This window comes from Nocardia sp. NPDC051756, assembly GCF_040681495.1.
Taxonomy (GTDB): domain Bacteria; phylum Actinomycetota; class Actinomycetes; order Mycobacteriales; family Mycobacteriaceae; genus Nocardia.
Map to the genome: position 1 here is coordinate 741,003 of NZ_JBFAYV010000003.1, position 23,768 is coordinate 764,770.

Below are 23,768 nucleotides of genomic sequence, written 5' to 3' on the forward strand. Positions count from 1 at the left end.
TCCCTGTCCTCGGCCGCGTGGCCGCGGCGTGTTCGTGGCCCCTCGGACGCGAGACGGGCCACGAACGTGCTCGCCGAACTCGCACTGTGGTCGTTACGAGGGTGGTGCCGTCGGTTCGAACCACGGCTGTGCCCATGGGGTTCGTGGGTTTGTCGGGGGTAGGGACCATACTGCATAGCGTGGAATCGGGCATCGGTGACCGAGAAGGTCGCAAGCACAACGGCACGGCCGTCGAAGGGCCGACCGGCGGTGCGGGCGCGCCGACCCCGTTCATCGATGCCAGGGCGCTGATCGGTTGCCGGCATCGGCTGCATCTGGACGCGGTACATCCCGGAGCGTTGCAAGGGGTCACCGAGGATCCCGGGGTGCGGCAGCGCCGGGAGGCGGCGACGGCGCATCGGCTGCGCGTGCGCGACGCGCTGATCGAGGCGGACCCGGCCGGCTGGGTGGTGATCGACCCGACGCTGCGCGCGTCCGAGCGGGCCGCGGCCACGATGGCGGCGTGCGCGGAAGGCGTGCAACACATCTGGGGCGGGCTGCTGCCGCAGGAGCCGGAGACCGGCAGGCGCGGCGGCTCGGAGATCCTGCTGCGCGATCTCGATCGCGGCGGCTACATCCCGGTGATCGTGGTGAACCACAAGGTGACCGACCCGCGCCACCCCGAACCCGCCGACTTCCACCCGACCACCACCGACCCGTACCACTGGAACCCGCGCCCGGACCGGCACCGCAAGCTGCGCCAGCAGCCGCGCGACCAGCAGCGGCTCGCGCACCTGTACCGCATGCTGCAGCGCCACGGCATGGCCAGCCCGGCGCTGGTCGGCGGCGTGATCGGCTACCACTTCGACTGCATCCTGGTGCACGACCTCGGCCCGGTGCTCGCCGACTACGACCAGCGCTACGCCGACCGGGTCGCGGTGGTGCGCGGCGAACTGCCGACGGTGCCGTCGAAGGTGCCCGAATGCCGGCAGTGCCCGTGGTGGACCCGCGGCATAGAGGGCCCGAGCTGCGAAGGCTGGCTGGTCGAGCATCGTGACGTCAGCCTGGTCGCGCCCGGCTCGCGCGCCGAGGTGCTGCGCAGGCACGGTGTGCAGACCATCGACGACCTGGCCGAGTGGGCGGGCGACGACCCCGACGATTGGCAGCACGGTCCGTTCGACGAGGCCGTGGTCACCGCGCGGGCCTGGATCGCGAGCGCGCCGCTGGTGCGCCGGGTCGAGCAGGTCCGGGTGCAGCGCGCCGACGTCGAGGTGGACGTCGACCTGGAGAGCTTCCAGGAGTACGGCGCCTACCTGTGGGGCACCCTGCTCGACGGCGTGTACCGCCCGTTCGTCACCTGGGATCCGCTGCCCACCGAGGACGAGGGCCGCTCGTTCGGCGAGTTCTGGACCTGGCTGATGACCATCCGCGCGGACGCCGCGTTGCACGGCAAAACATTTGCCGCCTACTGCTATTCGCGCACGGCCGAGGACAAGTGGCTCTACGAGTCGGCCCGCCGTTTCGCCGGGCGGCCGGGAGTGCCGACGGTCGATCAGGTGCGCGCGTTCGTCGACGGGCCGGAGTGGGTGGACATGTTCCAGGCCGTCTCCGATCAGTTCATCTGCCCGAACGGCAAGGGCCTCAAGAAGATCGCCCCGGTCGCGGGCTTCGCCTGGCGCGACGCCGAGGCGGGCGGCGAGGCGTCGATGAGCTGGTATCGGCTGGCCGTCGGCTACGAGGGCGAGCCGGATATGTCCCAGCGCACCCGGTTGCTGGAGTACAACGAGGACGACGTGCGGGCCACCCAGGTGCTGCGCGACTGGATGTCGGACCGGGCAGACCTCGAGGTTCCTGGCCTCGCGGATTTCGGGCGTCGTACTATCGCGTCGTGACTGAGCACGTCGAACAACTCGAGTTCCAGGCAGAGACCCATCAGCTGCTCGAGCTGATGATCCATTCGGTCTACTCCAACAAGGACACCTTCCTGCGGGAGTTGATCTCGAATTCCTCGGACGCACTGGACAAGCTGCGACTGGAGTCCTATCAGGACAAGGATCTACAGGTCGACACCGACGACCTGCACATCGAGCTGGTGGTCGACCAGGACAACCGCACCCTGACCGTGCGGGACAACGGCATCGGCATGTCCAGGGCCGAGGTGGTGGACCTGATCGGCACGCTGGCCAAGTCCGGCACCGCCGAACTGCGCAAGAAGCTCAACGAGGCCAAGAGCGCCGCCGCGGGCAACATCGACACCGCCGAGCTGATCGGCCAGTTCGGTATCGGCTTCTACTCGACCTTCATGGTCGCCGACCAGGTCACGCTGACCACCCGGCGCGCAGGGGAGACCGAAGGCACCCGCTGGTCCTCGGCCGCGGGCAGCTCGACCTACACCATCGAAACCCTGGACGAGGCGCCGCAGGGCACCTCGGTCTCGTTGCAGCTCAAGCCCGCCGACGAGGACGACCACCTCTTCGACTACACCCAGGAGTGGAAGCTCCGGGAGATCGTCAAGAAGTACTCCGACTTCATCGCCTGGCCGATCCGCATGCAGGTCGAGCGGACCGTCACCGAGGGTGAGGGCGAGGAGAAAACCGAGAAGACGGTCGTCGAGGACCAGACGCTCAACTCCATGAAGGCGCTGTGGACCCGCCCGAAGAGCGAGGTCAGCGACGAGGAGTACAAGGAGTTCTACAAGCACGTCAGCCACGCCTGGGACGAGCCGCTGGAGATCATCCCGATGAAGGCCGAGGGCACCTTCGAATACCAGGCGCTGCTGTTCCTGCCCTCGCAGGCGCCGTTCGACCTGTTCACCCGCGAGCACAAGCGCGGCGTGCAGCTCTACGTCAAGCGGGTGTTCATCATGGACAACTGCGAAGAGCTGATGCCGGAGTACCTGCGCTTCGTCAAGGGCGTGGTGGACGCGCAGGACCTCTCGCTCAACGTGTCCCGCGAGATCCTGCAGCAGGACCGCCAGATCCGGATGATCCGCAAGCGGCTGGTCAAGAAGGTGCTGTCCACGGTCAAGGACCTGCAGGGCGCCGAGGACCAGACCAAGTACCAGACGTTCTGGAAGGAATTCGGCCGCGTCCTCAAGGAGGGCCTGCTCGGCGACACCGACAACCGCGAGACCATCCTGCAGGTGTCGTCGTTCGCCTCGACCAATTCCGAGTCCGAGGTGACCACGCTCGCCCAGTACGTCGAGCGGATGGCCGAGGGCCAGGACTCGATCTACTACATGACCGGCGAGTCCCGGCAGCAGATCGAGAGCTCGCCGCACATGGAGGCGTTCAAGGCCAAGGGCCGCGAGGTGCTGATCCTGACCGACCCGGTCGACGAGATGTGGGTCGGCTCGGTGCCGGAGTTCGACGGCAAGGCGTTCGTCTCGATCGCCAAGGGCGAGGTCGACCTGGAGTCCGAGGAGGAGAAGAAGGCCTCCGAGGCGCTGCGCGAACAGCAGGACAAGGACTTCGCCGAGGTGCTCGGCTGGCTCGGCAAGACCCTGGACGAGAGCGTCAAGGAGGTGCGCCTGACCAGCCGGCTCACCACCTCGCCCGCCTGCCTCGTCGGTGACGTCTTCGACTTCACCCCGATGCTGGAGCGGATGTACCGCGCGTCCGGTCAGCTGATGCCGGAGACCAAGCGGATCCTCGAGCTCAACCCGACCCACCCGCTGGTCACCGGCCTGCGCGATGCCTATGACACGCGCAAGGACGACGCCGACGCGGGCAAGGTCCCCGAGCTCACCGAGACCGCCGAATTGCTCTACGGCACAGCGGTGCTGGCCGAGGGCGGCGAGCTGAAGGATCCGGCGCGGTTCGCGCACATCCTCACCGATCGGCTCACCCGCACCCTCTGATCCGGTCACCGGCGAGGACCACCCCGCGGTGGTCCTCGCCGGCTGCTCGGCAGAATGGGCACTGTGTCGAATTCGACTGAGCCGGTGATCCGGGCGGCGCGGGCCGCGGACTACGACGCCATCGCGGGGGTGGTGGACGAGTGGTGGGGGCGGGCGATCCTGCCGGTGCTGCCGCGGTTGTTTCTCGATCACTTCCATCGGACGAGCCTGGTCGCGGAGGCAGGCGAGCGGCTGTCCGGGTTTCTGATCGGGTTTCCGTCACCGTCGGAATCTGCTGAGGCCTATATCCATTTCGTCGGGGTGCATCCGGATTCGCGCAAGAGCGGGCTGGCGCGTGAACTCTACGAACGGTTCTTCGCGATCGCGCGGGCGCACGACCGGCGGATCGTCACGGCCGTGACCGCGCCGGCGAACGAGACGTCCATCGCGTTCCACGCCCGGATGGGGTTCACCGTCGGTGGTCCGGTGCCGGACTACAACGGGCCGGGACGGGATCTGATGACGTTCCGGCGCGCCATCTGAGTCCGATTTGTCCCATTGAGCTGCACTTAGAGTGAAACGACATGTTTCGCTACCTTCTGGCACTCGATCCGAAATCCTTCGCGCACAGCGATATTCGCCGGGTTTTGTGGTCCATCACGGTGCGAAGCGGTTAAATTTGGGCGATCGAAAGGATCGTCAGCATATGTCCGGAAACCCTCTCGCCGTCGCCGAGCCGTGGGATCTCGTCGCCGACGGCTACGCCGAATTCGCGCCCGCCATCATGCAGCCCTTCTCCGACCGGGCGCTCGAATTCGCCTCGCTGACACCGTCTTCCCAGGTCATCGACGTCGCCGCGGGCACAGGGCTATTGAGCCTGCTGGCCGCGCCGCAGGTCGCGCAGGTGCAGGCGATCGACTTCTCCGCCCCGATGATCGAGCGCCTCAGCGCCGCGGCGGCGGCCGCCGGATCGACCAATATCGAGGCGCGCGTGGGTGATGGGCAGTCGCTGCCGTTCGACGACGACCGTTTCGACGCCGGGTTCTCCATGTTCGGGCTGATGTTCTTCCCCGAGCGCGGCAAGGGTTTCGCCGAATTGTTCCGGGTGTTGCGGCCCGGCGGCACGGCCGTGGTGTCCAGTTGGGCGCCGGTCGCCGAATCTCCGCTGATGCGGATGATGTTCGGCGCCTTCCACGCCGCCGACCCGAGCATCCAGGAGCCGCAACCCAACTACCTCAGCCTGGAAAATCCCGAGGTCTTCCAGACCGAGATGCGCCAGGCCGGCTTCGAAGCCGTGTCCATCCAACGGCATTCGACCGCGCTCGCCTTCGACAGCGCCGAACAGATGTGGGACACCATGGTGCGCAGCAGCGCGCCGCTGGGGCTCATGCGCCGCACGGTCGGCGAACAGGTCTGGGCCGAACGGGTCGCGCTGATGAAGGCCTATCTCGCCGAGCACTATCGGCCGCAACAGCCGCTGTCCACCACCGCGTTCCTCGGCATCGGGCACAAATAAAAGCCGCCGCCGACCTTGGTCGACAGCGGCTTTCGGGTTCTGCTCGGTGCTTAGCGCGGGGCCATGCGCAGCGCGCCGTCCATGCGGATGGTCTCGCCGTTGAGGTAGTCGTGCTCGACGATGTACTGCGACAGCTGCGCGTACTCGTCCGGGCGGCCGAGGCGGGACGGGAACGGGACGCCTGCCTCGAGGCCCTTGCGGTACTCCTCGGTGACGCCAGCCAGCATCGGGGTGTCGATGATGCCGGGGGCGATGGTGTTCACCCGGATGCCGAACTGGGCCAGGTCGCGCGCGGCAGGCACGGTCATGCCGTGCACGCCGCCCTTGGACGCCGAGTAGGCGATCTGGCCGATCTGGCCCTCGAACGCGGCGACCGAGGCGGTGTTGATGATTACGCCGCGCTGGCCGTACTCGTCGACCGTGTCGGTCTTGCTGATCGCGTCGGCGGCCAGCCGCATGACGTTGAAGGTGCCGAGCAGGTTCACCGTGATGACCGTGCGGAACAGCTCCAGATCGTGCGGGCCGTTCTTGGACAGGATGCGCCCGGCCCAGCCGACGCCGGCGCAGTTGACCACGATGCGCAGCGGCGCACCCGACTCGACGACCTTCGCGACCGCGGCGGCGACCTCGTCGTTGCTGGTGACATCGGCCGGAATGAGGGTGACCCCGGCAGGCACGTTGTCCCCGGCCCGCTCGATCGACTGCGGCACATCCAGGCCGAAGACAGTGGCCCCCAGCTCGGCGAAACGCTTGGCAGTGGCGGCGCCGAGGCCGGATGCGCCTCCGGTGACAATGGCGGCGGAACCCGAAATCTCCACGATGGTCCTCTCGTTCGTGACAGCCAGTTGGCCCTTCGTCAATTGCACCCTAACGGTTCCCCCACCCAACCCCCATGAGGACTCCCTCTCACCCCGGGAAGGACCTTCGCCGCGCCTCGGGCGGGAGCTACTGGAGAGTCACCTTGGCGCCGCCGGAGAACATCGAATCGTGCAGCATGATGTGGCTCGGTACCGCGTCGGCGGGCAGATCGAACACGACCTGGGCGGTCACCGTGTTGCCCGGGTTCACGCCGGCATACATGCTCGTGTCGGCCTGCAGGTTGATCGCGGCCATGCTGTCGTTCTCGAACTTGCGATTCTGGCCGTCGAACAGATACTGAGCGCTCGGACTGAAGCCCTGCGGTTTGTTCGATGTGTTCTTCACGGTCATCGAGACGATCGTGTACGCGCCCTGGGCTTTTCGCTGCAGATACGGGTTGTCGCCCACTTCGGCGAGGCCGACCTGGACACCGGTGACGACGAACTCGAATTTGCCGTCCCGCACCGGTGTATTGAGGCCCGGTGCGCTCGCGGCCGGCGGCTTCGCGGCAGGCGGGGCAGCGGATTCACCGGCCGCGCCGGCTGCCGGCGCGGCCGCCGGGCCGGCAGTGGTATCGGTCTTCTTGTCGTCGCCGCCATTGACCGCAGCCATAACCGAACCGAACCCGCACAGCCCGATAACGACCGCGACCACGATGAGCACGATCTTGCCACCACTGGACTTCTTCGGCGGTTGACCGTATCCGGGCGGCGGTGCGAACTGTCCGGGTTGCTGGGGCTGTTGCCCGCCGACGGGCGGAGGTTGGTTGCCCCAGTTGGGATTCGGCGGCTGCTGCTGCGGGTATCCGCCCTGTGGTGACGTCATCTGGTTCGCCTTCTGCGAGAAGTGATGGACCTGATGCCGCCTCTATCGACCTCATGTGATCGGCGTTACGTTCATGCGCTAACCGAATAACTGAAATACGTGCAGGCAGTTGGCTATTTCGGCCGGTCCGCACGGCCATTCGAGGTAACGCCGAAGTATTTGCGAACAGACGTGTTCATTGGTGGTACCGTCGCTGCATGAAGCTGTTCGCGGGGGCGTCTGTTGCTGGGCGCAAGGTTTTGATCACGGGGGCGGCGCGGGGGATCGGGGCCGCGCTGGCTCGGCAGTTGCACGCCGACGGGGCGCAGGTGGCGCTGCTGGGGTTGGAGGGGGAGTTGCTGGGGGAGATGGCGCGGGAGTGTGGGGATGCGCCGTGGCGGTATTGCGATGTCGGGGATCGTGAGCAGGTGGAGCGGGTGGTGACGACGCTGGTGGGCGAGCTGGGCGGACTCGATGTGGTGGTGGCGAACGCGGGGGTGGCGCGGCAGTTGCCGTTGATCGGCGGCGATCCGGCGGTGATGGAGGAGACGCTGGCGGTCAATGTGCTCGGCGTCTATTACACGTTGCGCGCGGCCGGGCCGCACATCAGTCATCCGAACGGCTATGCGCTGGTGACTCCTCGCTCGCGGCGGCGGTGCATCTGCCGCTGGTCGGCGCGTACAGCGCGTCGAAGGCCGCGGTGGAGGCGCTCGGCAATACGCTGCGGATCGAGCTCAAACACACCGGGGCGAAGGTCGGCGTCGCGTACTTCGCCGAACTCGACACCGACATGACCTCGCGCGGCTTCGGCACCGCCGCGGCGCGCGCGATCATCGGCCGGTCCACCGTGTCCGGCGTCGCGCCGCTCGGGCCTGCCATCGATTCGGTGGAGAAGGCCATCGCGCGGCGGCGTCGGCAGGTGGTCTCGCCCTGGTGGGTGGCGGTCGTCCTGCCGTTCCGGCCGATCGCCCAGCGGGTGATCGCGCTTGCCCTGCGCCGAGGCGTGCGGCGGGCCTTGGAGATCGCGCGGAACGAAGAGGCACCCTTCACCACGGACCAACCGGACAGACCCCGCAAAATGGAGCGGAAAGCTTAGCCGACCCAACCCCGGAGCCCTCGAATGACCGAATCGGCAACCAGCGCACGCCAACTCCCGCGCGGCAGGCACGGCCTGCCGCGTGAGCAGGTGGTCGCCTCGCAGCGCGAGCGCATCCTGATCGCGATGGCCGAGGCGATGGTGGAGAACGGTTACGTCGGCACGTCGGTCGCGGCGATCCTGAAACGCGCGGGAGTGTCCAGGGAGACGTTCTACGAGCAGTTCCGTTCCAAGGAGGCCTGTTTCGAGGCCGCCTACGAGCGGGCGGTGCAGAACCTGCTCGGGCGCATCGCGGATGCCTCCGAGGAGGCGGGCGATCCGGCGGCAGGCGCGGAACCCGAGCCGGACCGCATGGCCAAGATGGACCGGATCTTCGCGGCCTACCTACAGCACCTGGTCGACGACCCGGCCAGCGCGCGGCTGTTCCTCGTGGAGGTCTACGCGGTCGGTACGGCGGCCCTCGCGCGCCGGGCACAGCTACAGGAGCTGTTCGTCGGCCTGATCGCTGACGTGCTCGGCGCCCGGACCGATGAGCAGCGCTTCGCCTGCCAGACCCTCGCCGCCGCGATCAGCGCGATGGTCACCGGCCGGATCGCCGCCGACGACTCGGCCGGCCTGCTCGCGCTGCGGGTTCCGTTGCTCGATCTGGTGCGCCGGGGCGGGGAGCTGTTCGGGGACGCTCTGACCGCGGCCGAGTCACGGTCTTGATCATGTGAACTCTACAGCCGATTCGTCACCGAGTTCGATGATCGGTTACCGATGCAGTTCGGGGTCCGTCGCCGGACTGGGCGACGGCACTTCGGGTTCCACCGGCTCCGGCCGCAGCGCCCGGACGATCAGCATGACCGCCGCACCCAAAGCCGGCGCGATCACCGCCAGCGCGGCGACGAGCAATCCACTCAGTGCCGGCGCGGCCGTCGAGAGCAGCGTCGCCGCACCGAAGTACAGGAACAGCAGACCCGACCCGATCCCGATGGCCCGTTCCGGCAGATGCTTGCCGACCAGGATACCGATGCCGATGGCGAGCGCGTCGGCGGCGACCATGCCGATCGTCGAGCCGATCCACACGCCGACCCAGTCGTAATCGGTGGCCAGCGCGGCGGTCGCGAACATGGTCCGGTCGCCGAGTTCGGCGAGCAGGAACGCGGACAGCACCACGAAAAACGGCGCGGTGCTCGCGCGCAGGGACTTCGGTGCCGGGTCTTCGTCGTCCGCGCGGAAGTGTTCCCGCAGCGTCCAGAGTCCGACGGCGAGGAAGGTGAGCGCGGCGACCAGCGAGATGGCCCGGGTCGGCAGCGCGGAACCGAGGAAATAACCGACGCCGACGGAGATGAGATGCACCGCGGCCGACGCGGTGGCGATCCCGCCGAGCACCACCCACCAGCGATAGCGCAGCGCGAACGTCAACGCCATCAGCTGGGATTTGTCGCCCAGCTCGGCGAGGAAGACGATGCCGATACTCAGCAAAACAGTGGCGATCATGATTGTGCGGCTCCCGGGTCTCCGGCCTGCCGGTCGGAGTCTGGGTATGCCTCCGGCCGACAACGATTAGTTGTCTCGGCCGAAGGTCTCGCCCACCGGATTGTTCCGGTTCACACAGCCGGACCCGAACCCTCGTGGGGTTGCGGGTCAGTATGTCGACTGTGCAATTGGGGGCTACTCCCCTTCGCTGTACCCGACTCTACCCGCACGGGTCCGCGTGCGCCAACCTGGTGTTGCCCAAATCGCAATGCGCGCAATAAGTTTGGCGATCCACGCGCAGAGTTTCGGGTACCCTTACGCGGCCAGCAGCATAGCCAGAACCGCGGTGTCGGGGTCGCTGATCGGGTCCAGTCCGACGCGGCTGACCAGGGAGGTCACCGTGCCGTCGGACTCCGCCTCGGCCCACGCCGCCCGGTGTTCCAGCCCCAGATGCGGCACGCCCGGCAGCAGCACGCAGCCCGACGCGGCGCCCGCGCATTCCGGCAGTGACGGCCGGGTTTCCGAGGGCGGATGCAGCATCAGCAGGGCGGCCGGCACATGATCGGCAAACCTGCCGGGCGCGAGCGCCTCCGCGCCGAGCACCGTGCCCTCGGCCAGCACCAGGCCGACCGTGCCGGGCGCCGGATCGTCCGGCAACTCCTCGCGCACCCCGAAAACCGTCGAGGTGGTCAGCAATCCGGGCAGCGTGGCCACCCGGACCGCGAGCACCAGCACCTGCGCCCATTCCTTGGTGGTGTCCGGCCAGCGGCCGGAGATGACGAAACCCCGCAGCGAGCCGCGGGCATGGAACGGCGTGATGCCGATCGGTCCATTCGTCCGCATGATGCCTCCCGTCGTGTAACCGGGGCGGCTTTGCCCGTCCTCTGTGGATTCCGAGGATGAACGATGAAACACCTGGCACACAAGTACCAAAGAGTGCCAGGTGACCAGCGGAAACCGGCTGGCCAGCGATTGTCGCAGCCCACAGCCCCGCGGCGGCCGGTCGGTCCGCGGCCCCGAGACCGGTTTGCGGCCCGGGCGTGTCCGGATCGCGTCGAGCCCGGACCTGAGACGGGCCCGCGCCCCGACCGCTGAATCGCGGAGGGAGCGCGGGCCCGGCAGGCACCGAGGCGGCGGTCAGCCGAAGATCAGGCCCTTGCCCTGGCCGACGGCGCGCGCGAAGCGATCCTGCACGTCTTCCCAGTTGACCACGTTCCAGAACGCGGTCACGTAGTCCGCCTTGACGTTCTTGTACTGCAGGTAGAAGGCGTGCTCCCACATGTCGACCTGCAGCAGCGGGATGATGCCCAGCGGGACATTGGCCTGCTGGTCGTAGAGCTGGAAGGTCAGCAGCTTCTGGCCGAGGGTGTCGTAGCCGAGCACCGCCCAGCCGGAGCCCTGCAGGCCGTTGGCCGCGGCGGTGAACTGACCACGGAACTTGTCGAACGAGCCGAACTGGTCGTCGATCGCCGCGGCGAGCTCGCCGGTCGGCTTGTCGCCACCGTTGGGGGACAGGTTCTTCCACCAGATGGAGTGGTTGACGTGCCCGCCCAGGTGGAAGGCCAGGTTCTTCTCGTACAGGAAAATGGCGCCGTGATCGCCGCTGTCGCGGGCGGCCTCGAGCTTCTCGAGTGCGGTGTTCGCGCCGGCGACGTACGCGGCGTGGTGCTTGGAATGATGCAGCTCGTTGATCTGCCCGGAGATGTGGGGCTCCAGGGCGCTGTAGTCGTAATCCAGATCTGGCAGCGTGTACTCAGCCACGATGTCCCTTCCTATGTCGGGCTGCGTGCGCCCATCTCGAGCACACCCAACCATCATTCGTACACCCGCTCGGTTCCAACCGGGCCTGATGCCCCCGCATTCCGTACCGGGCCTGGGCTGTGCACCCGTGGAGGTCACCGGGGCGCCGGGTCGAACCTCACGCGTAGCATCGAACCACGTCGTAGTACGACGAACTAGTGGGGCGACGCTGCCGCACCGGGTCCGTCATCATTGCGCCGGATCGGGCAAACCGCCCAGCCGGGCAGTACCGATCCTGGTGCCGGATACCCACTACGTCAACGGCCACCCAAGCCTTCGCGCCCCGCCCGCGCAGACGAAAACCGCACACCCGGAGGCCCCGGATGTGCGGTGTCGGTCGGTCGGGTCAGAGCGGCGGCGCGATGCCGGGACGGGTTGCCCGCGGATCGCCCGCGTCGTGCGCCTCCCACCAGCGGGTCGCGCCCGCGATGAACTCGGCCAGCGGGATCTCCCGGCCGGTGGTGTCGGTGATGAGCACGTTGTCGAACCACACGCGCACGTCCAGTTCGCGCGGGTCGATGCCCTCTTCCTGGGAGAACTCCAGCACGTGCGCGGAGATGTGCTCGTCGATCTCGGTGTCGAAGCTGAGCAGCTCGCTCCACAGGGCCCAGCCGCTGTCGTCGAGGTCGATGAATTCCCAGCCGTGCAGCCTGCCGCCGCCGAAGCTGCGGATGGCCGCGTCGAGTCCGTCCAGTTGCAAGGGCAGGACCTGCGGTTCCAGGTCGTCCCAGTTCTGCATGCGCAGCGATGCCGCGACACGGCCGACCCCGGTGAAGGTCACCTGAACGCGGTAATCCTCGGTGGGCGTTCCGTTTTCCGGAAGCGTCAGCACCTCTAAGTCGAGTCGTAGTTGCTTGGCCGCCGCGTCGACCTCCAGGCCGAGGCAGGTCGCCTCGGACAGCGCGACGTTGAGCCCAGCCGTGTCCATTCCGTCGAGTAGCCCCCTGCTCACGTTCATGGCCACAGGCTACCGACAGCTACCGGTGGAGCCCAGTATTTCAGTTTTTCGCTAGTGTTCTCGTTTTTTATGGAACCGAATCGGGCGCGCCGCCGTCCAAGTAGTTATCGGAACCCGCTGCGCCGGCGAGTTTCGAGGTCGGCGGCGAATGACCGCTCCGGGATTGGATGCTGGAGGGGAGTCCCGGATCGGTCGTTCGCGCCGTACGAACACGCCGCGAATCTGCTGACGGCCCGCGAAAGGGCCTCGATCGGGGCGTGTGGGGCCGGAAGATGAGTTAGCCCGCGGGTAGCTTTGATAGCCAAATCCTGAAACTGGTGCGCTGTCTGATAGCTGCAGCCTGTGGATGAAGTTGTGGATTATGTGGATAACTCTGTCGGAGGTATGCACATGCGGCCACTGAGCGGGGCATCGATCAGGGTTCCGGGACCGAAAACATACCTGAGGTACCGGCTCGGTGTCGAGTCACCGGCCGCCCGGGCGCGGGCCGGAACTGCACGGCACCCGTGCACCCATGGCAGGATCGAAACCGTGACGAGTCCCCATGTTCCTTCGGTCCCGGTGGACGCGGTGCCGAGCGAATTCGACAGCGGCGCGCCGGGTCCGGCCGACGGCCCGCGCGCGATCCTGCTCGATGTGCGCGAAGACGACGAGTGGCAGCTCGGACACGCGCCGGGCGCCGTGCACATCCCGATGGTCGATGTGCCCGCCCGGGTGGACGAGCTGGACTACGACGTCGATCTCTACGTCATCTGCAGGCAAGGCGGCCGTTCCCTGCAGGTGGTCGAATACCTCACGCACATCGGCTTCGACGCCATCCAGGTCAACGGTGGCATGGTGGCCTGGCAGCAGGCCGGACGCCCGCTGGTGGCCGACGGTGACCGGCAGGCGAAGATCTACTAGCGAACGCCGCAACACACAGGAGGCACGGTGAGCACGGTCGTACAACCTTGTGCGCGGTGTGGCGCGCGCTGGGCCGTGCAGTCGACCCCGATGCACTGGTGCCCGCGCTGCCGCGGCGTGTTGCTCTCGCCCGCGCCCATCGATGCGCCCGCCGAGCGCCGCAACTATCGCTGGGTGGCCCGCAAGCCCGACCATCGCACCCGCCGCGCCCCGGTCGCCGGTCGCGCCGCGAGCCGCGAAACCCCGCGCTACACCCAGATTCCGCGCTGGGGCCTGCTCGATCCGCCGCCCCGGCCCGCCGCCGCGGCGCCGCGCCCGCTGACCAGGCTGACCAAGTGGGCATCCACGCTGCTGATCGCCACCGCGTCGATGTTCGCCGTCGCGGCCGTCGCCGAACTGCTGCGTTATCTACTGCTGCTGCGCAATCGGACGCGGCTGATCCACCCCGCGGTGCTGATCTGCTCCGACGTGTTCGTGGTCGCGGCCGCGCTGATCGCGCTGCTGCTCGCCCTGCTGGCCGCGGTGGCCGTGGTCGGCTGGCTGGTCGACGCGCGCAGGCTCGCCTTCCAGGCGGCCGGACGCGCCGACCCGCGCTCGGCCCGGACGTTGGTGCTCGGCTGCGTGATTCCGGTGGTCAACCTGTTGTGGCCCGGCGTCTTCCTGACCGAGATCGTCGCGGGCCGGTCCGATCCGCGGGCGCTGCGGGCGATCCGGATCTGGTGGGCCGCCTGGATATTCGGCGGGCTGGTCACGGCCGCCGCGCTGCTCTGGCGGACCGCGGACTCGTTGCAGGTCAAGGCGGACGGCGTGCTGTTCACCGCGTTCACCGACCTGGTCGCCGCCGCGGTCGCGCTGCTCACCCTGGCCATGCTGCGGGCGGTCGAGGATCGAGACGCGCTGGGCCACAGCCGGACCGCGCGCCGCTGGCTGATCGCCGTCGACCCGGCCGTGCCGGTGATCGAGCCGGTGCAACCCGGCGGCGGGGCCCGCGCGGCCGAGCAGCCGAAGGCCGACGAGCTACCAGACACAGATACCGACAACGGTGCAGTGGACCGTGAGCACGAGGAGGTTATGGCCAAGTGAGCCAGGTCAGTCGCGCACCGTTCGTCGTGGCGCACCGCGGTGCTTCGGCGGCGCGCCCCGAACACACGCTCGCCGCATACGAATTGGCGCTGGAGGAAGGCGCGGACGGGGTCGAGTGCGACATCCGGCTGACCAGGGACGGGCATCTGGTGTGCGTGCACGACCGCACCGTCGACCGGACCTCCTCCGGCACCGGGCTGGTCAGCGAGATGACCCTGGACGAACTGAAGGAACTCGACTTCGGCGCGGACGGCGAAGCGGCCGAGGTGCTCACGCTCAGCGAGCTGATCACGCTGGTGCTGGACTGGCGCAGCCGGCCGACCAAGCTGTTCATCGAGACCAAGCACCCGGTGCGCTACGGCGCGCTGGTGGAGAACAAGCTGCTCGCCGAGTTGCAGCGGTTCGGCATCGCCACGCCCGCCTCCGCGGATCACTCACGCGCGGTGGTCATGTCGTTCGCGGCCACCGCGGTCTGGCGGATCCGGCGGGCCGCGCCACTGCTGCCGACCGTGCTGCTCGGTGAGTCGTCGCGCTACCTCGGCGGCGGCGCCGCGACCACGGTCGGCGCGACCGCCGTCGGCCCGTCGGTGAAGACGCTGCGCGATCATCCCGAATTGGTCGACAAGGCCGCCGCCGCGGGCCGCGCCACCTACTGCTGGACCGTGGACGACCCCGACGACGTGCGCCTGTGCGCCGACCTCGGCGTCAGCTGGGTCGCCACTAACCACCCCGGCCGCACCAAGGCCCTGCTCGACGCCGCCTGAGTCCGGCGCCGGCCGAAAGGTGCCTTGACAGAGTCGGTCCGGTGACCAGGTCGCCGCGGATCGCGGTGCGCGCGAACCAGGTTGTGCGCCTGCGCCGTTCGGCGATCGCCCGTCGATCCCGCGGCCACCCGCCGTCTCCGGCCGCGTTCGGTGCCGTGGCGCGCGGGGTGGCGCCGCGCACACCCTGTAGGTTGACCCCCCGTGGGTAAGAGCAAGCGGAATAGTCCTAAGCCCGGAGGGAACCGGGCACAGCGTCTCGCCGAGCGGAAGGTGGCGCTGGAGCAGGCCGCGCAGACCGTCTCGCGTCCCTTCGAGGGGCTGGCCGCGGAGTGCGACCTGGTCGCGCTCTGCGAGTTCGTGCCGTCGGCGACCGCCGAGCTGAAGCTGGCCTCCGGCGTCGCGGCCGAGCGCTCGGTCGTGCTCGCCACCGTGCTGCCCGGCGCGGTCGCCGCGCTGGTGCGGGCCGGCGATCAGCCGAGCGGCTATGTCGGTGCGCAGGTGCAGTTCCAGGGCGCCGATCTGGGTGCCGATCTCGCCGCCGCGATCCTGTGGACGCAGTCCGCCGAGCCCGGCGACTCGCTGGCGTCGGTGGAGAGCGTGGCCGGCGGCCCGCGCCTGGCCGATGTCATCGATGCCGGCGCGGACCTGGATCTCACGGTGCACCAGGACTTCGACTGGTGGGTGCCCGAGGGCGTGCAGCCCGACCCGCAGGTCGCCGCGACCATCGAGCAGGCCAAGCTGGCGATCAAGCCGTCGGCGCGGATCGCGCTCGGTCCGGACGCTACCGGTGCGGCGTGGTGGGTGGATGCCGGCGACAAGGCGCACATCCGCTGGGTCCGGCCGGAGGCCGAGGACGACCTGATGCTGGCGCTGGCTCGCCTGCACGCCGCGGGTGGTCTGCAACTGGGCGAGGGCTCCCGGTTCGCCGGGTCGTTCCGCACGCACGGTGTGCTGGTCCCGGTCTTCGACTTGGATCCCGAGCAGCACCCGGACGAATGGGCAAAGCCCGCACAGGAATTCGATGCGCGGCTGGCCGAGGCGCTCGCCTCGGACGCGCCGTTGACCGTCGGTGAGCGTCGTTCGCGCGATGGCCTGCGTTCGCGCCAAGTCACCCTGCGCTGATCAATAGGGAATTCTTAGGAAGAATCGTCCTTTCTAAGCTACTCGGGAGTCAGTTTCTCGGCTAGGATCGGACGCTGGTGAAGGGTGGCCTCACCAACCTGATGAAGAAAGAGGAAACAAGTTTCATGACCGAACTCATCACTGCACTCAAGGCAATCCTGAGCACCATGAGCGCCCAGTAGAACGCCTTCTAAAACGGCAACAGGCCCAGCTCGCGAAGAGCTGGGCCTGTTTGCGTCGAACGATCAGATAGATCCGCCCGCGGCCGACGGTGCGCCGGAAGCATCACTCGGGCCACCCATTTCCCGGGCGATGAACTCTTCCAGGTCGAACAGGTTGGACCCGGCGCGCTCGGCAATGGTGAGCAGGGTGGTCATGTTGGCGACCTCCTCGACCTGCTCCTTCAGGAACCACTGCATGAACTGCTCGCCCAGGTAATCGCCCTCTTCGCGGGCGGTGCTGGCCAGCTGGATGATCTGGTCGGTGACCGTCTTCTCCTGGGCCAGGGCCAGCGCGATCGGCTCGTGCACATTCTCGAACTTGGACTTGGCCGCATCGATACCGGACAGGTCGACGCTGATATCCCGATCGAGGAAGTACTGCACGATCATCATCGCGTGGTTGCGCTCTTCGACCGCCTGCGCATAGAAACGCTTGGCCAGCTGCGGCAGGTCAGCATTGTCGAACCATACCGCGATTGCGATGTATTGATGCTCGGCGTTGAATTCGTGCCTGATCTGATCATGGAGCAGGCCGTGGAATTTGCTGCGTGGGGACTCCGGATGGCTGGACATAGTAAGGGACATTAGCGCTGGTCAAGGCGCCTGTCATCCAAGTGCAACCTTATTGAGGCTAGTATTGCCTAATTAATTCTTCGCTGCCCCAGCCATTCTCGGAGTTGCGTTGTCGGCCCGTTGCGGGGCCCGCAGTTCGCGCGCGATGAAGTTCTCCGCGTCGAAAAGATCACCCGTCGAACGGTCGATCACGGTCAGCAGCGTGTTCATCTTGGCGGTGTCTTCGACCTGTTCCTTCAGGAACCACTGGATGAAGCGTTCGCCCAGGTAGTCGCCCGATTCGCGGGCCGCGCGGGCCAGGCCGGTGATCTGCCCGCTCCTGGTCTGCTCCGTTTCCAGCAGGAAAGCTATTGCGGCACGGGGGGATTCGAAGCTGGACCGGATCTCGTTCAGCCCGACGACGCGGACCTCGAGATCGCGGTCGAGCAGATACTGGACCATCCGTAATGCGTGCGCGCGCTGCTCCTCGGACTTGCCGTAGCAGTGTTTGGCCAACTGCGGCAACCGATTCGAGTCCAGGTACACGGCCGCCGCGAGGTACTGCTGGGCGGCCGTGAAACCGTGCTGGATCTGTGCGCTGAGCAGAGCGGGGAACGGCTGATCGAGCTCGGTGTCCGTCATGTGATCGACGCTACCTCGTCAGCAGGTCGTCCGGAATCGGTCGGTCCGAAGCGATCGCATCGAAGAACTGCCCGGCTTTGTTCTTGTCCCAGAGCAGCACATTGCCGCTGTCCGTGTCCGCGAAACCGCCGACCGGCACGGTGGTCGGAATCGTGTCCCCGCGCATTGCCCAGCCGAGCTGCGCCAGATTCCAGATATGGTCGCCGTCGTCGACCTTCAGCGATTTCGCCATGTCGGTCGCCAGCGGCCACAGCTTGAACGGATTCGCCAGGGTCGCGCCGCTGGTCGCCTTCTTCACCAGCGCCGCCATGAAAATGCGCTGATTGTTGATTCGGTCCAGGTCGGCCAGCGCGGTCGCGCGGCTGCGCACGAAACCGAGCGCCTCCGGTCCGGTCAGTTTCTGGCAGCCCTCCGGCAGGTTGATCCCGGCCAGCGGGTCGTCGATGGCCTTCGGCAGGCAGACGTCGATGCCGCCGAGCGTGTCCACCACGCCGGCGAAACCGCTGAAGCCGATCTGCGCGTAGTGGTCGATGTGCACGCCGGTCGCGATCTCGACGGTCTGCACCAGCAGCTGCGGGCCGCCGATCGCGAAGGACGCGTTCAGCTTGTCCTTGCCGTTGCCCGGAATGCTGACGTACGAGTCACGCGGCAGGCTGACCAGCGTGGTCTTGCCCGACTTCGGGATGTGCACCAGCATGATCGTGTCGGTGCGCTCCGGGCCGACCTCGCCGCCGGTGGCCAGCTCCTGCTCCTGCTCGGGGGTCAGGCCGGCGCGGCCGTCGGAACCGACGAGCAGCCAGTTCGTGCCCGGCGTATCGCCGATGCGGTCGGCGTAGTTCGCCAGCGCCGGGATGCGGGTCAGCGAGCCGTCGAGTTTCACCACGGCGCCGACCGCGGCGATGACCAGCACCAGCAGTAGCACCAGGAACCAGCGGAAGTAATGGCGCTTGCGCCGCGGGCGGGGCGCGCGGGCCTGGCGTTCGCCGCGCGGGGGACCGGACGGCGGTGGCGGCGGCGGGCTCGGCCGATGCGGGCGCTGCGGCGGTCCCTCGCGATAGGGGACCGGCTGCTGCGTCGGCGCGTGGGTCTGCGGCCTCGGCGGCTTGTTCAGCGGCGGCGGTGGCCTGCGCGTCCCCACGTTGTCCGGGGGGACCTGCGAATACGCGAGCGGCGGCTGCGGGCCGCCGCGGTGCAGCACCTGGGTCGGCTCGATGTACGGCGACTGCGGGTCACCCGGCGGGCCTGCGCGGTGCGGCCCGGGACGCTGCCTCGGCGGCGGGCCGGGCGGCGGCACCCGGCGCATCGGCGCGCGGTACCTGGGGTCGTCGCCATTCATCACTGAGACTCTACTTATCCGTCGTCGTTCGGGGAGGTCGTGCGGCGGATGATCTCGGTCCGATCCCGGCGCTGACCTTGTCTGTGTGCCCTGCGTGGCCCGCGCCGGTCCCGGTGCCCGTCCGTTCGCGCACTCTCTATGAATTCGCCGGTGCTGGTTCGGTGTTATCGAGATGCGGAGAACAGTTGGGTCACGGCCGTTGCCGACGCTCATCTGTGCAGGTGAGAGGCGGGTCGGTGGAGCGATGTGTTTGTCGACACCCAGGGTCGGCCGTGAGCTGAGCCGATCTGCGGTATTTGTTCGCCGCAGAGGTTGGGCGTCGTCGTCTCGCCCGGGAGGCCCGCATCGGTGTCGAATGGTTGGCGCCGGGCGCGGCGCGCGGGCCGTGCGTGTTACCGGGCGCGGGTGGGCAATAGATTCGAGTGCATGCGTGGTGAGTCCGGGGCCGAGTGCGGCGAGTCCGAGGTGACCGAGCGGGAGCGGCTCGGGATCAAGCTCGAACTCGCGGTCGTGCTGGTGGTCACGTTCGGGTTGAGTGGGCTCAACGCGGCGTTGTCGTTGGTGGAGAGCGCGCTCGCGCCGGGCGGGGTGGGTGGGCGCACGGTTGCGCTGAATCCGTCGCGTTCCGCGCAGTCGACCATCGACCTGCTGTTCCAGCTGCTGAGTGTGGCGCGGTTGGTCGGGTGGGCGGCGCTCGGGCTGTATCTGTTGTGGCGCAGCGGAATCGGGCCGCGGTTGATCGGGCTGGCGGCGCGGCTGCGCTGGCGCGCGGACGTCGTGCCCGGGCTGGTGCTCGCCGCGATCATCGGATTGCCCGGTCTCGGCCTGTATCTGACCGCGCACGCGCTGGGGATGAGCGTGACGATCGTGCCCGCGTCGCTCGGCGACCACTGGTGGCGGCTGCCCGCGCTGATCCTGTCCGCCTGCGCGAACGCGCTGGCCGAGGAGATCATCGTGGTCGCGTATCTGATCACGCGGCTGCGCAAGCTCGGCTGGTCGGAGAACTCGTCACTGCTCGCCTCGGCACTGCTGCGCGGCAGCTATCACCTGTACCAGGGTCTTGGCGGCGGTATCGGAAACCTGGTGATGGGCTTGATCTTCGGCCGCTACTGGCAGCGTACGAACAAGCTGTGGCCGTTGGTCCTCGCGCACGCCACCATCGACACGGTCGCCTACGTCGGTTACACCTTGCTCCGCGGTCACGTGTCGTGGTTGCCCTAGGACGGACCCGCGAGGCGGTGACTCGAGTGTCGGCCCGAGCACAGATCCGCGAACTGGCGGCCGGGCCATCGTCGGCGTCAGATGCGGCGCAGTCCGTTGAGGAAGGGGCAACCGGCCAACGTGCGGACCGCGCGGCTGAGCGATTCGATGTCGTCGGCGGGGGAGCTGAACGGGAGGCGGAAGTCGTGGTCGCCGTCGCGGCCTTCGATGCGCAGGGTGAGGCCGTAGCGGTCGATGGCGAGCGGGTGCACGATGCCGTGCTGTAGTCGGGGCGGCAGGTGGCGCGCGAGTTGCGCGACCACGTCCGCGTGGTCGGCGTCCATATGCTGCAACCACGCGGATTCCAAGGTGCAGAACGGATCCGGCTGCGCGAGGCGCAGTTCGTCGATGCTCACCGATTCGGCGCCGGTGGAGTCGGCGACCACCGCGGAGTTGATCACCAGTCGCAGCAGCGTCGCGCTGTGCCCGACGTCGAGCAGGCCCGGGTCCGGGTTCTCCTTGGCCACCTCACCGGCCAGCGCCCGTTGGGCCTGAGCGGGCACGGCCCGCACCCAACCGCGCAGCCACACCAGGGCGCGCACGGGTTCGCGCAGCGGCAGCGGCGCGTGATCGGTGAGTTCCAGGACCGCGGGGGCACCCGCGTCCGGCGAGTTGCCTGCCACGATCGCCGCCACCGAGGTGGTCGGCACCGCGATCACCGCGTCGCCGCATTCGCGCACGTGGTGCACGGACACCGGCGTCGGGTCGATGCCGGGCATGGCCAGCACCGCCTGCTCCGCATGCGCACACGCGCTGCGCACCCGCTCGGCGGTGGACGGTGTGACAGTCGGTGTCGGACGCGGCATGCAAACCTCCGTGGTCGGGCGTTGTTCGCCTCGCTCGGGCGCTCAATTAGGTTACCCTAAGCTAAGTGACGAGCGAAACATCCGCAAGCGTTAGCACCATGCTGATCCGGAGAATTCGTCGCTGGTTGCCTCCCCGAACTCCCCAGCGCCTCCGGTTGTTACGGTGAATCGGTGGCGCACGGAGCGGAATCGACCGGAGAACCGGTACTCATAGCACTCACCACCCCCGCCCGGCGCAGCCTCGTCGAAGGCCTGGTCCGCACCCCCCGACCGGGCAACTCCGTCCCCACCCTCGATGCGGACGCCCCCGACGCGGCCATCGCCGACTTCCTGGCCACCATCGTCCACACCGACACCGGCTTCATCGCCCGCACCGCCTCCGGCGACCGGGCACTGGCGATCGTGGCCGCCACCGTCGCCGCCCTCTGCGGCGAAGACATCCCCACCGCCCTCGCCACCCCGGACACGACTTTCCTCGTCGCCCTGAAACCCCCTGCGGTAGAGGCGTTCCGAACCGTCCTCCTCGCCATCGAGACCGACGCAGTCGACGAAGTAACCCTCTCGCTGCAACCCCTCGCGCGCCCCTGACCCACCTTTGGTTGATCAGGACCGTGACGCGGCGAAGTAGCTCGCTATGTCGGCGGCGGACGCGCTGAGCGCCGACGTGGCCGCGCGGTAACCGGGGAAACGCGTGGTGGGACGGGGTGGGGGCGTAATCGCGGGAGCGCCGGTCGCGGACGCAAGTAAGGTCGTAACCGTGCCGCGCATCGCGTACTTCGGGCCCTCCGGAACTTTCACCGAGATGGCCCTTGCCGACCTCGAATCCTCGGGGGCCTTCGAAGGGGCCGTCGAGCGGGTTGCCGCGCCCAGCCAAGGGGCCGCGCTGGAGCTGATCCGCTCCGGTGACGTGACCGGCGCGGTGGTGCCGATCGAGAGTTCGGTCGAGGGCTCGATCTCCGCGACGCTGGATTCGCTGGCCATCGGTTCGCGGCTGCAAATCGTGGCGGAGACCGAGTTGGAGGTGACCTTCACGATCCTCGGTCACCCCGGCACCGGTCTTTCCGAGGTGCGCACGCTGGCCGCGTATCCGGTGGCCGCCGCACAGGTGCGCGAGTGGGTGGCGCGGGAGTTGCCGCAGGCGCAGCCGTACGTGTCGGCGTCGAACGCCGCAGCCGCCGACGACGTGGTGGCGGGCAAGGCCGACGCGGCCGTGTCCACCGCGCTGGCCGGCGCCCGCCGCGGATTGGCCGTGCTGGCCGCCGGTGTGGCCGACCACGAGCAGGCGATCACCCGGTTCGTGCTGGTCACCCGGCCCTGCGTGGCGCCGCCTGCCACCGGCGCGGATCGGACGTCGATCGTGCTGGAACTGACCAACGAGCCCGGTTCGCTGATGCGCGCGTTCGCCGAATTCGCTACCCGCGGCATCGATTTGACCAGGATCGAGTCCCGGCCGACCCGCACGGGCATGGGCACCTATCGCTTTTATCTGGACTGCGTCGGCCACATCGATGACACGGCGGTGGCCGAGGCGCTCAAGGCTTTGCATCGCACAGCGCGGATCCGGTTCCTCGGTTCCTGGCCTGCGACGTCAGCGACCGGTACGCCGCCGCCGTCGGACGAGGCGGCCGCGGAATGGCTGACGCAGTTGAGAAAGGGGGTGGCGGATCTATGACCGAGCAGAAGATCGCCGCGGGCAAGTTGGTACTGGTGCGACACGGTGAGACCGAGGGCAATGTCGCGAAACTCCTCGATACGAAGGTGCCCGGCCTGCCGCTCACCGAACGCGGTGCGGCACAGGCCAAGCTGTTCGGCGAGAACCTGGTGAACCCGCCGCAGGTCCTGTTCTGCAGCGCCGCGTTGCGTGCCCGCCAGACCGCCGGCTACATCGAGGCCGCGACCGGTGTGCCCGCCACCGTCCTGGACAACGTGCAGGAGGTGCAGGCCGGCGACCTGGAGGGCAAGCACAGCGAGGAGGCCCACCTCTTCTTCCAGCGGATCTACCGCGCCTGGCACAACGGCGATCTGGACGAGCGGGTCCCCGGCGGCGAATCCGGCCGCGACGTGCTGGCCCGCTTCCTGCCGGTCATCGAGGAACTCCGCGAGACCTATCTGACCTCGGATTCGAACACCGGCGACGTCATCCTGGTCAACCACGGCGCCTCGATGCGTCTGGTCTCCCGCTACCTGGCCGACGTGCTGCCGCCGTTCACCACGAACAACCACCTGGACAACACGGAGACCATCGAACTGGTCCCGCTGCCCGACGGCACCTGGGACTGCATCCGCTGGGGGCGCTTCACCCCACCGTTCGGCTACGACGTCGCCCCCACCTCCGACGACCCGATGGGCTGATCGCTCAGCCGGGCAGCGCGCTGCCGATGCGTTCGGCGACCCGCCGTCGCAGCAGGGCGTACTCGTCGTTGCGGCGGCGCAGCGGTCCGGCCGGCCGATGCACGATCCGGCGATTGGTGACGGTTTCGCCGAGCCGGAACTGCTCGCGGGTCAGGTCGATCTCGGTGCCGTCGGGCAGTTGATTCCACCAGTGGTACCCGCGCCGCTCGCCGTCCAGGTACACCTCGCCGAGCACCAGTTCGCCGCCGAACACGTCGTGCAGGACCAGCGCGGTGATATCGCAATGCCCCCAGGCCGGATTGCCGAAATCCCATGCCGCCCTGGCCACATCGTCCGGCGAACACGTGTCGGCGGCCCAGCTGTCACGGAGAGCCTGCTCGATCGCGGCAAACGTCGGCGAAACCACGTACCCAGCGT

Annotated in this window: 24 protein-coding genes and 1 pseudogene; 14 read left to right on the top strand and 11 right to left on the bottom strand. The window is 68.2% G+C overall.

What is annotated here, in order from left to right:
- Positions 1–134 precede the first annotated feature (134 nt).
- The 4 genes from AB0M22_RS14980 to AB0M22_RS14995 all read left to right on the top strand — a co-directional run bounded on the left by AB0M22_RS14980 (position 135) and on the right by AB0M22_RS14995 (position 5,333).
- Entirely contained in the window at positions 135–1,871 is a 1,737-nt protein-coding gene (locus AB0M22_RS14980) for a TM0106 family RecB-like putative nuclease (protein ID WP_364725850.1), read from the top strand.
- Positions 1,868–3,838, top strand: a complete 1,971-nt coding sequence (gene htpG, locus AB0M22_RS14985; RefSeq protein WP_364725853.1) for a molecular chaperone HtpG — start codon at positions 1,868–1,870, stop codon at positions 3,836–3,838. The genes AB0M22_RS14980 and htpG overlap by 4 nt, the downstream gene beginning before the upstream one ends.
- A 63-nt stretch (positions 3,839–3,901) precedes the next feature.
- Positions 3,902–4,360, top strand: a complete 459-nt coding sequence (locus tag AB0M22_RS14990) for a GNAT family N-acetyltransferase (protein ID WP_364725856.1) — start codon at positions 3,902–3,904, stop codon at positions 4,358–4,360.
- A gap of 163 nt (positions 4,361–4,523) precedes the next feature.
- A complete protein-coding gene (locus AB0M22_RS14995; protein ID WP_364725859.1) occupies positions 4,524–5,333 on the top strand; it encodes a class I SAM-dependent methyltransferase in 810 nt (269 codons plus the stop codon).
- A 50-nt stretch (positions 5,334–5,383) separates the two neighbouring features.
- Here the strand turns inward: AB0M22_RS14995 and AB0M22_RS15000 are convergent, their stop codons facing one another.
- Both AB0M22_RS15000 and AB0M22_RS15005 read right to left on the bottom strand, forming a co-directional pair.
- Entirely contained in the window at positions 5,384–6,151 is a 768-nt protein-coding gene (locus AB0M22_RS15000; protein WP_150400533.1) for an SDR family NAD(P)-dependent oxidoreductase, read from the bottom strand.
- A 127-nt stretch (positions 6,152–6,278) separates the two neighbouring features.
- Positions 6,279–6,854 carry a DUF4352 domain-containing protein gene (locus AB0M22_RS15005; RefSeq protein WP_364725863.1) on the bottom strand — a complete coding sequence of 192 codons (576 nt, stop codon included), beginning with the start codon at positions 6,852–6,854 and terminating at the stop codon, positions 6,279–6,281.
- Positions 6,855–7,213: 359 nt separating this feature from the next.
- On the opposite strand from AB0M22_RS15005, the pseudogene AB0M22_RS15010 reads away from it, so the two are divergent.
- Together AB0M22_RS15010 and AB0M22_RS15015 are read left to right on the top strand one after the other, a co-directional pair.
- Positions 7,214–8,091 (top strand): annotated as a pseudogene (locus AB0M22_RS15010) (SDR family NAD(P)-dependent oxidoreductase).
- Positions 8,092–8,115: 24 nt separating this feature from the next.
- Positions 8,116–8,799, top strand: a complete 684-nt coding sequence (locus AB0M22_RS15015; protein WP_364725866.1) for a TetR/AcrR family transcriptional regulator — start codon at positions 8,116–8,118, stop codon at positions 8,797–8,799.
- Positions 8,800–8,844: 45 nt separating this feature from the next.
- Here AB0M22_RS15015 and AB0M22_RS15020 read toward each other — a convergent pair whose 3' ends face one another.
- From AB0M22_RS15020 to AB0M22_RS15035, 4 genes are all read right to left on the bottom strand, one after another.
- The gene (locus tag AB0M22_RS15020; RefSeq protein WP_364725869.1) at positions 8,845–9,573 is read right to left on the bottom strand and encodes a TMEM165/GDT1 family protein; all 729 of its coding nucleotides are present in this window, start codon (positions 9,571–9,573) and stop codon (positions 8,845–8,847) included.
- Between the two features lie 294 nt (positions 9,574–9,867).
- Positions 9,868–10,395, bottom strand: coding sequence for a peptidase (locus AB0M22_RS15025; protein ID WP_364725872.1), 528 nt, complete (start codon positions 10,393–10,395; stop codon positions 9,868–9,870).
- A gap of 294 nt (positions 10,396–10,689) precedes the next feature.
- Positions 10,690–11,313: a superoxide dismutase gene (locus tag AB0M22_RS15030; protein ID WP_150400539.1), complete on the bottom strand. Its 624-nt coding sequence runs from the start codon at positions 11,311–11,313 to the stop codon at positions 10,690–10,692.
- 385 nt (positions 11,314–11,698) lie between these two features.
- Positions 11,699–12,310: a hypothetical protein gene (locus tag AB0M22_RS15035; protein ID WP_364725877.1), complete on the bottom strand. Its 612-nt coding sequence runs from the start codon at positions 12,308–12,310 to the stop codon at positions 11,699–11,701.
- 570 nt (positions 12,311–12,880) lie between these two features.
- Here AB0M22_RS15035 and AB0M22_RS15040 point away from each other — a divergent pair.
- The 4 genes from AB0M22_RS15040 to AB0M22_RS15055 all read left to right on the top strand — a co-directional run bounded on the left by AB0M22_RS15040 (position 12,881) and on the right by AB0M22_RS15055 (position 16,182).
- Positions 12,881–13,213 (top strand): rhodanese-like domain-containing protein, encoded by a 333-nt coding sequence (locus tag AB0M22_RS15040; RefSeq protein WP_364726942.1) that lies wholly within the window; start codon positions 12,881–12,883, stop codon positions 13,211–13,213.
- Positions 13,214–13,240: 27 nt separating this feature from the next.
- Entirely contained in the window at positions 13,241–14,296 is a 1,056-nt protein-coding gene (locus AB0M22_RS15045) for a DUF4328 domain-containing protein (RefSeq protein WP_364725880.1), read from the top strand.
- Positions 14,293–15,060: a glycerophosphodiester phosphodiesterase gene (locus AB0M22_RS15050; RefSeq protein WP_364725882.1), complete on the top strand. Its 768-nt coding sequence runs from the start codon at positions 14,293–14,295 to the stop codon at positions 15,058–15,060. Before AB0M22_RS15045 ends, AB0M22_RS15050 begins: the two co-directional genes overlap by 4 nt.
- Positions 15,061–15,261: 201 nt before the next feature.
- A complete protein-coding gene (locus AB0M22_RS15055; RefSeq protein ID WP_364725884.1) occupies positions 15,262–16,182 on the top strand; it encodes a DUF5926 family protein in 921 nt (306 codons plus the stop codon).
- A 245-nt stretch (positions 16,183–16,427) separates the two neighbouring features.
- On the opposite strand, the gene AB0M22_RS15060 is transcribed toward AB0M22_RS15055, so the two are convergent.
- The 3 genes from AB0M22_RS15060 to AB0M22_RS15070 all read right to left on the bottom strand — a co-directional run bounded on the left by AB0M22_RS15060 (position 16,428) and on the right by AB0M22_RS15070 (position 18,933).
- Positions 16,428–16,976: a ferritin gene (locus AB0M22_RS15060; protein WP_150400542.1), complete on the bottom strand. Its 549-nt coding sequence runs from the start codon at positions 16,974–16,976 to the stop codon at positions 16,428–16,430.
- A gap of 72 nt (positions 16,977–17,048) precedes the next feature.
- Positions 17,049–17,597, bottom strand: a complete 549-nt coding sequence (locus tag AB0M22_RS15065; protein ID WP_364725888.1) for a ferritin — start codon at positions 17,595–17,597, stop codon at positions 17,049–17,051.
- 10 nt (positions 17,598–17,607) lie between these two features.
- Positions 17,608–18,933 (bottom strand): LCP family protein, encoded by a 1,326-nt coding sequence (locus tag AB0M22_RS15070; RefSeq protein ID WP_364725891.1) that lies wholly within the window; start codon positions 18,931–18,933, stop codon positions 17,608–17,610.
- Positions 18,934–19,359: 426 nt separating this feature from the next.
- Between AB0M22_RS15070 and AB0M22_RS15075 the strand changes: the two genes are divergently transcribed.
- Positions 19,360–20,154: a CPBP family intramembrane glutamic endopeptidase gene (locus AB0M22_RS15075; RefSeq protein ID WP_364725894.1), complete on the top strand. Its 795-nt coding sequence runs from the start codon at positions 19,360–19,362 to the stop codon at positions 20,152–20,154.
- 77 nt (positions 20,155–20,231) lie between these two features.
- Here AB0M22_RS15075 and AB0M22_RS15080 read toward each other — a convergent pair whose 3' ends face one another.
- Positions 20,232–20,999 carry a DUF2470 domain-containing protein gene (locus AB0M22_RS15080; RefSeq protein ID WP_364725897.1) on the bottom strand — a complete coding sequence of 256 codons (768 nt, stop codon included), beginning with the start codon at positions 20,997–20,999 and terminating at the stop codon, positions 20,232–20,234.
- Positions 21,000–21,170: 171 nt separating this feature from the next.
- On the opposite strand from AB0M22_RS15080, the gene AB0M22_RS15085 reads away from it, so the two are divergent.
- The 3 genes from AB0M22_RS15085 (at position 21,171) to AB0M22_RS15095 (ending at position 23,351) form a co-directional block, all read left to right on the top strand.
- A complete protein-coding gene (locus AB0M22_RS15085; protein WP_364725900.1) occupies positions 21,171–21,587 on the top strand; it encodes a hypothetical protein in 417 nt (138 codons plus the stop codon).
- 169 nt (positions 21,588–21,756) lie between these two features.
- Complete coding sequence (gene pheA / locus AB0M22_RS15090; RefSeq protein WP_364725903.1) at positions 21,757–22,671, top strand: prephenate dehydratase; 915 nt, start codon at positions 21,757–21,759, stop codon at positions 22,669–22,671.
- Positions 22,668–23,351 (top strand): histidine phosphatase family protein, encoded by a 684-nt coding sequence (locus AB0M22_RS15095; protein WP_364725905.1) that lies wholly within the window; start codon positions 22,668–22,670, stop codon positions 23,349–23,351. Before pheA ends, AB0M22_RS15095 begins: the two co-directional genes overlap by 4 nt.
- A 4-nt stretch (positions 23,352–23,355) precedes the next feature.
- On the opposite strand, the gene AB0M22_RS15100 is transcribed toward AB0M22_RS15095, so the two are convergent.
- Entirely contained in the window at positions 23,356–23,757 is a 402-nt protein-coding gene (locus AB0M22_RS15100; RefSeq protein WP_364725908.1) for a hypothetical protein, read from the bottom strand.
- Positions 23,758–23,768 lie beyond the last annotated feature (11 nt).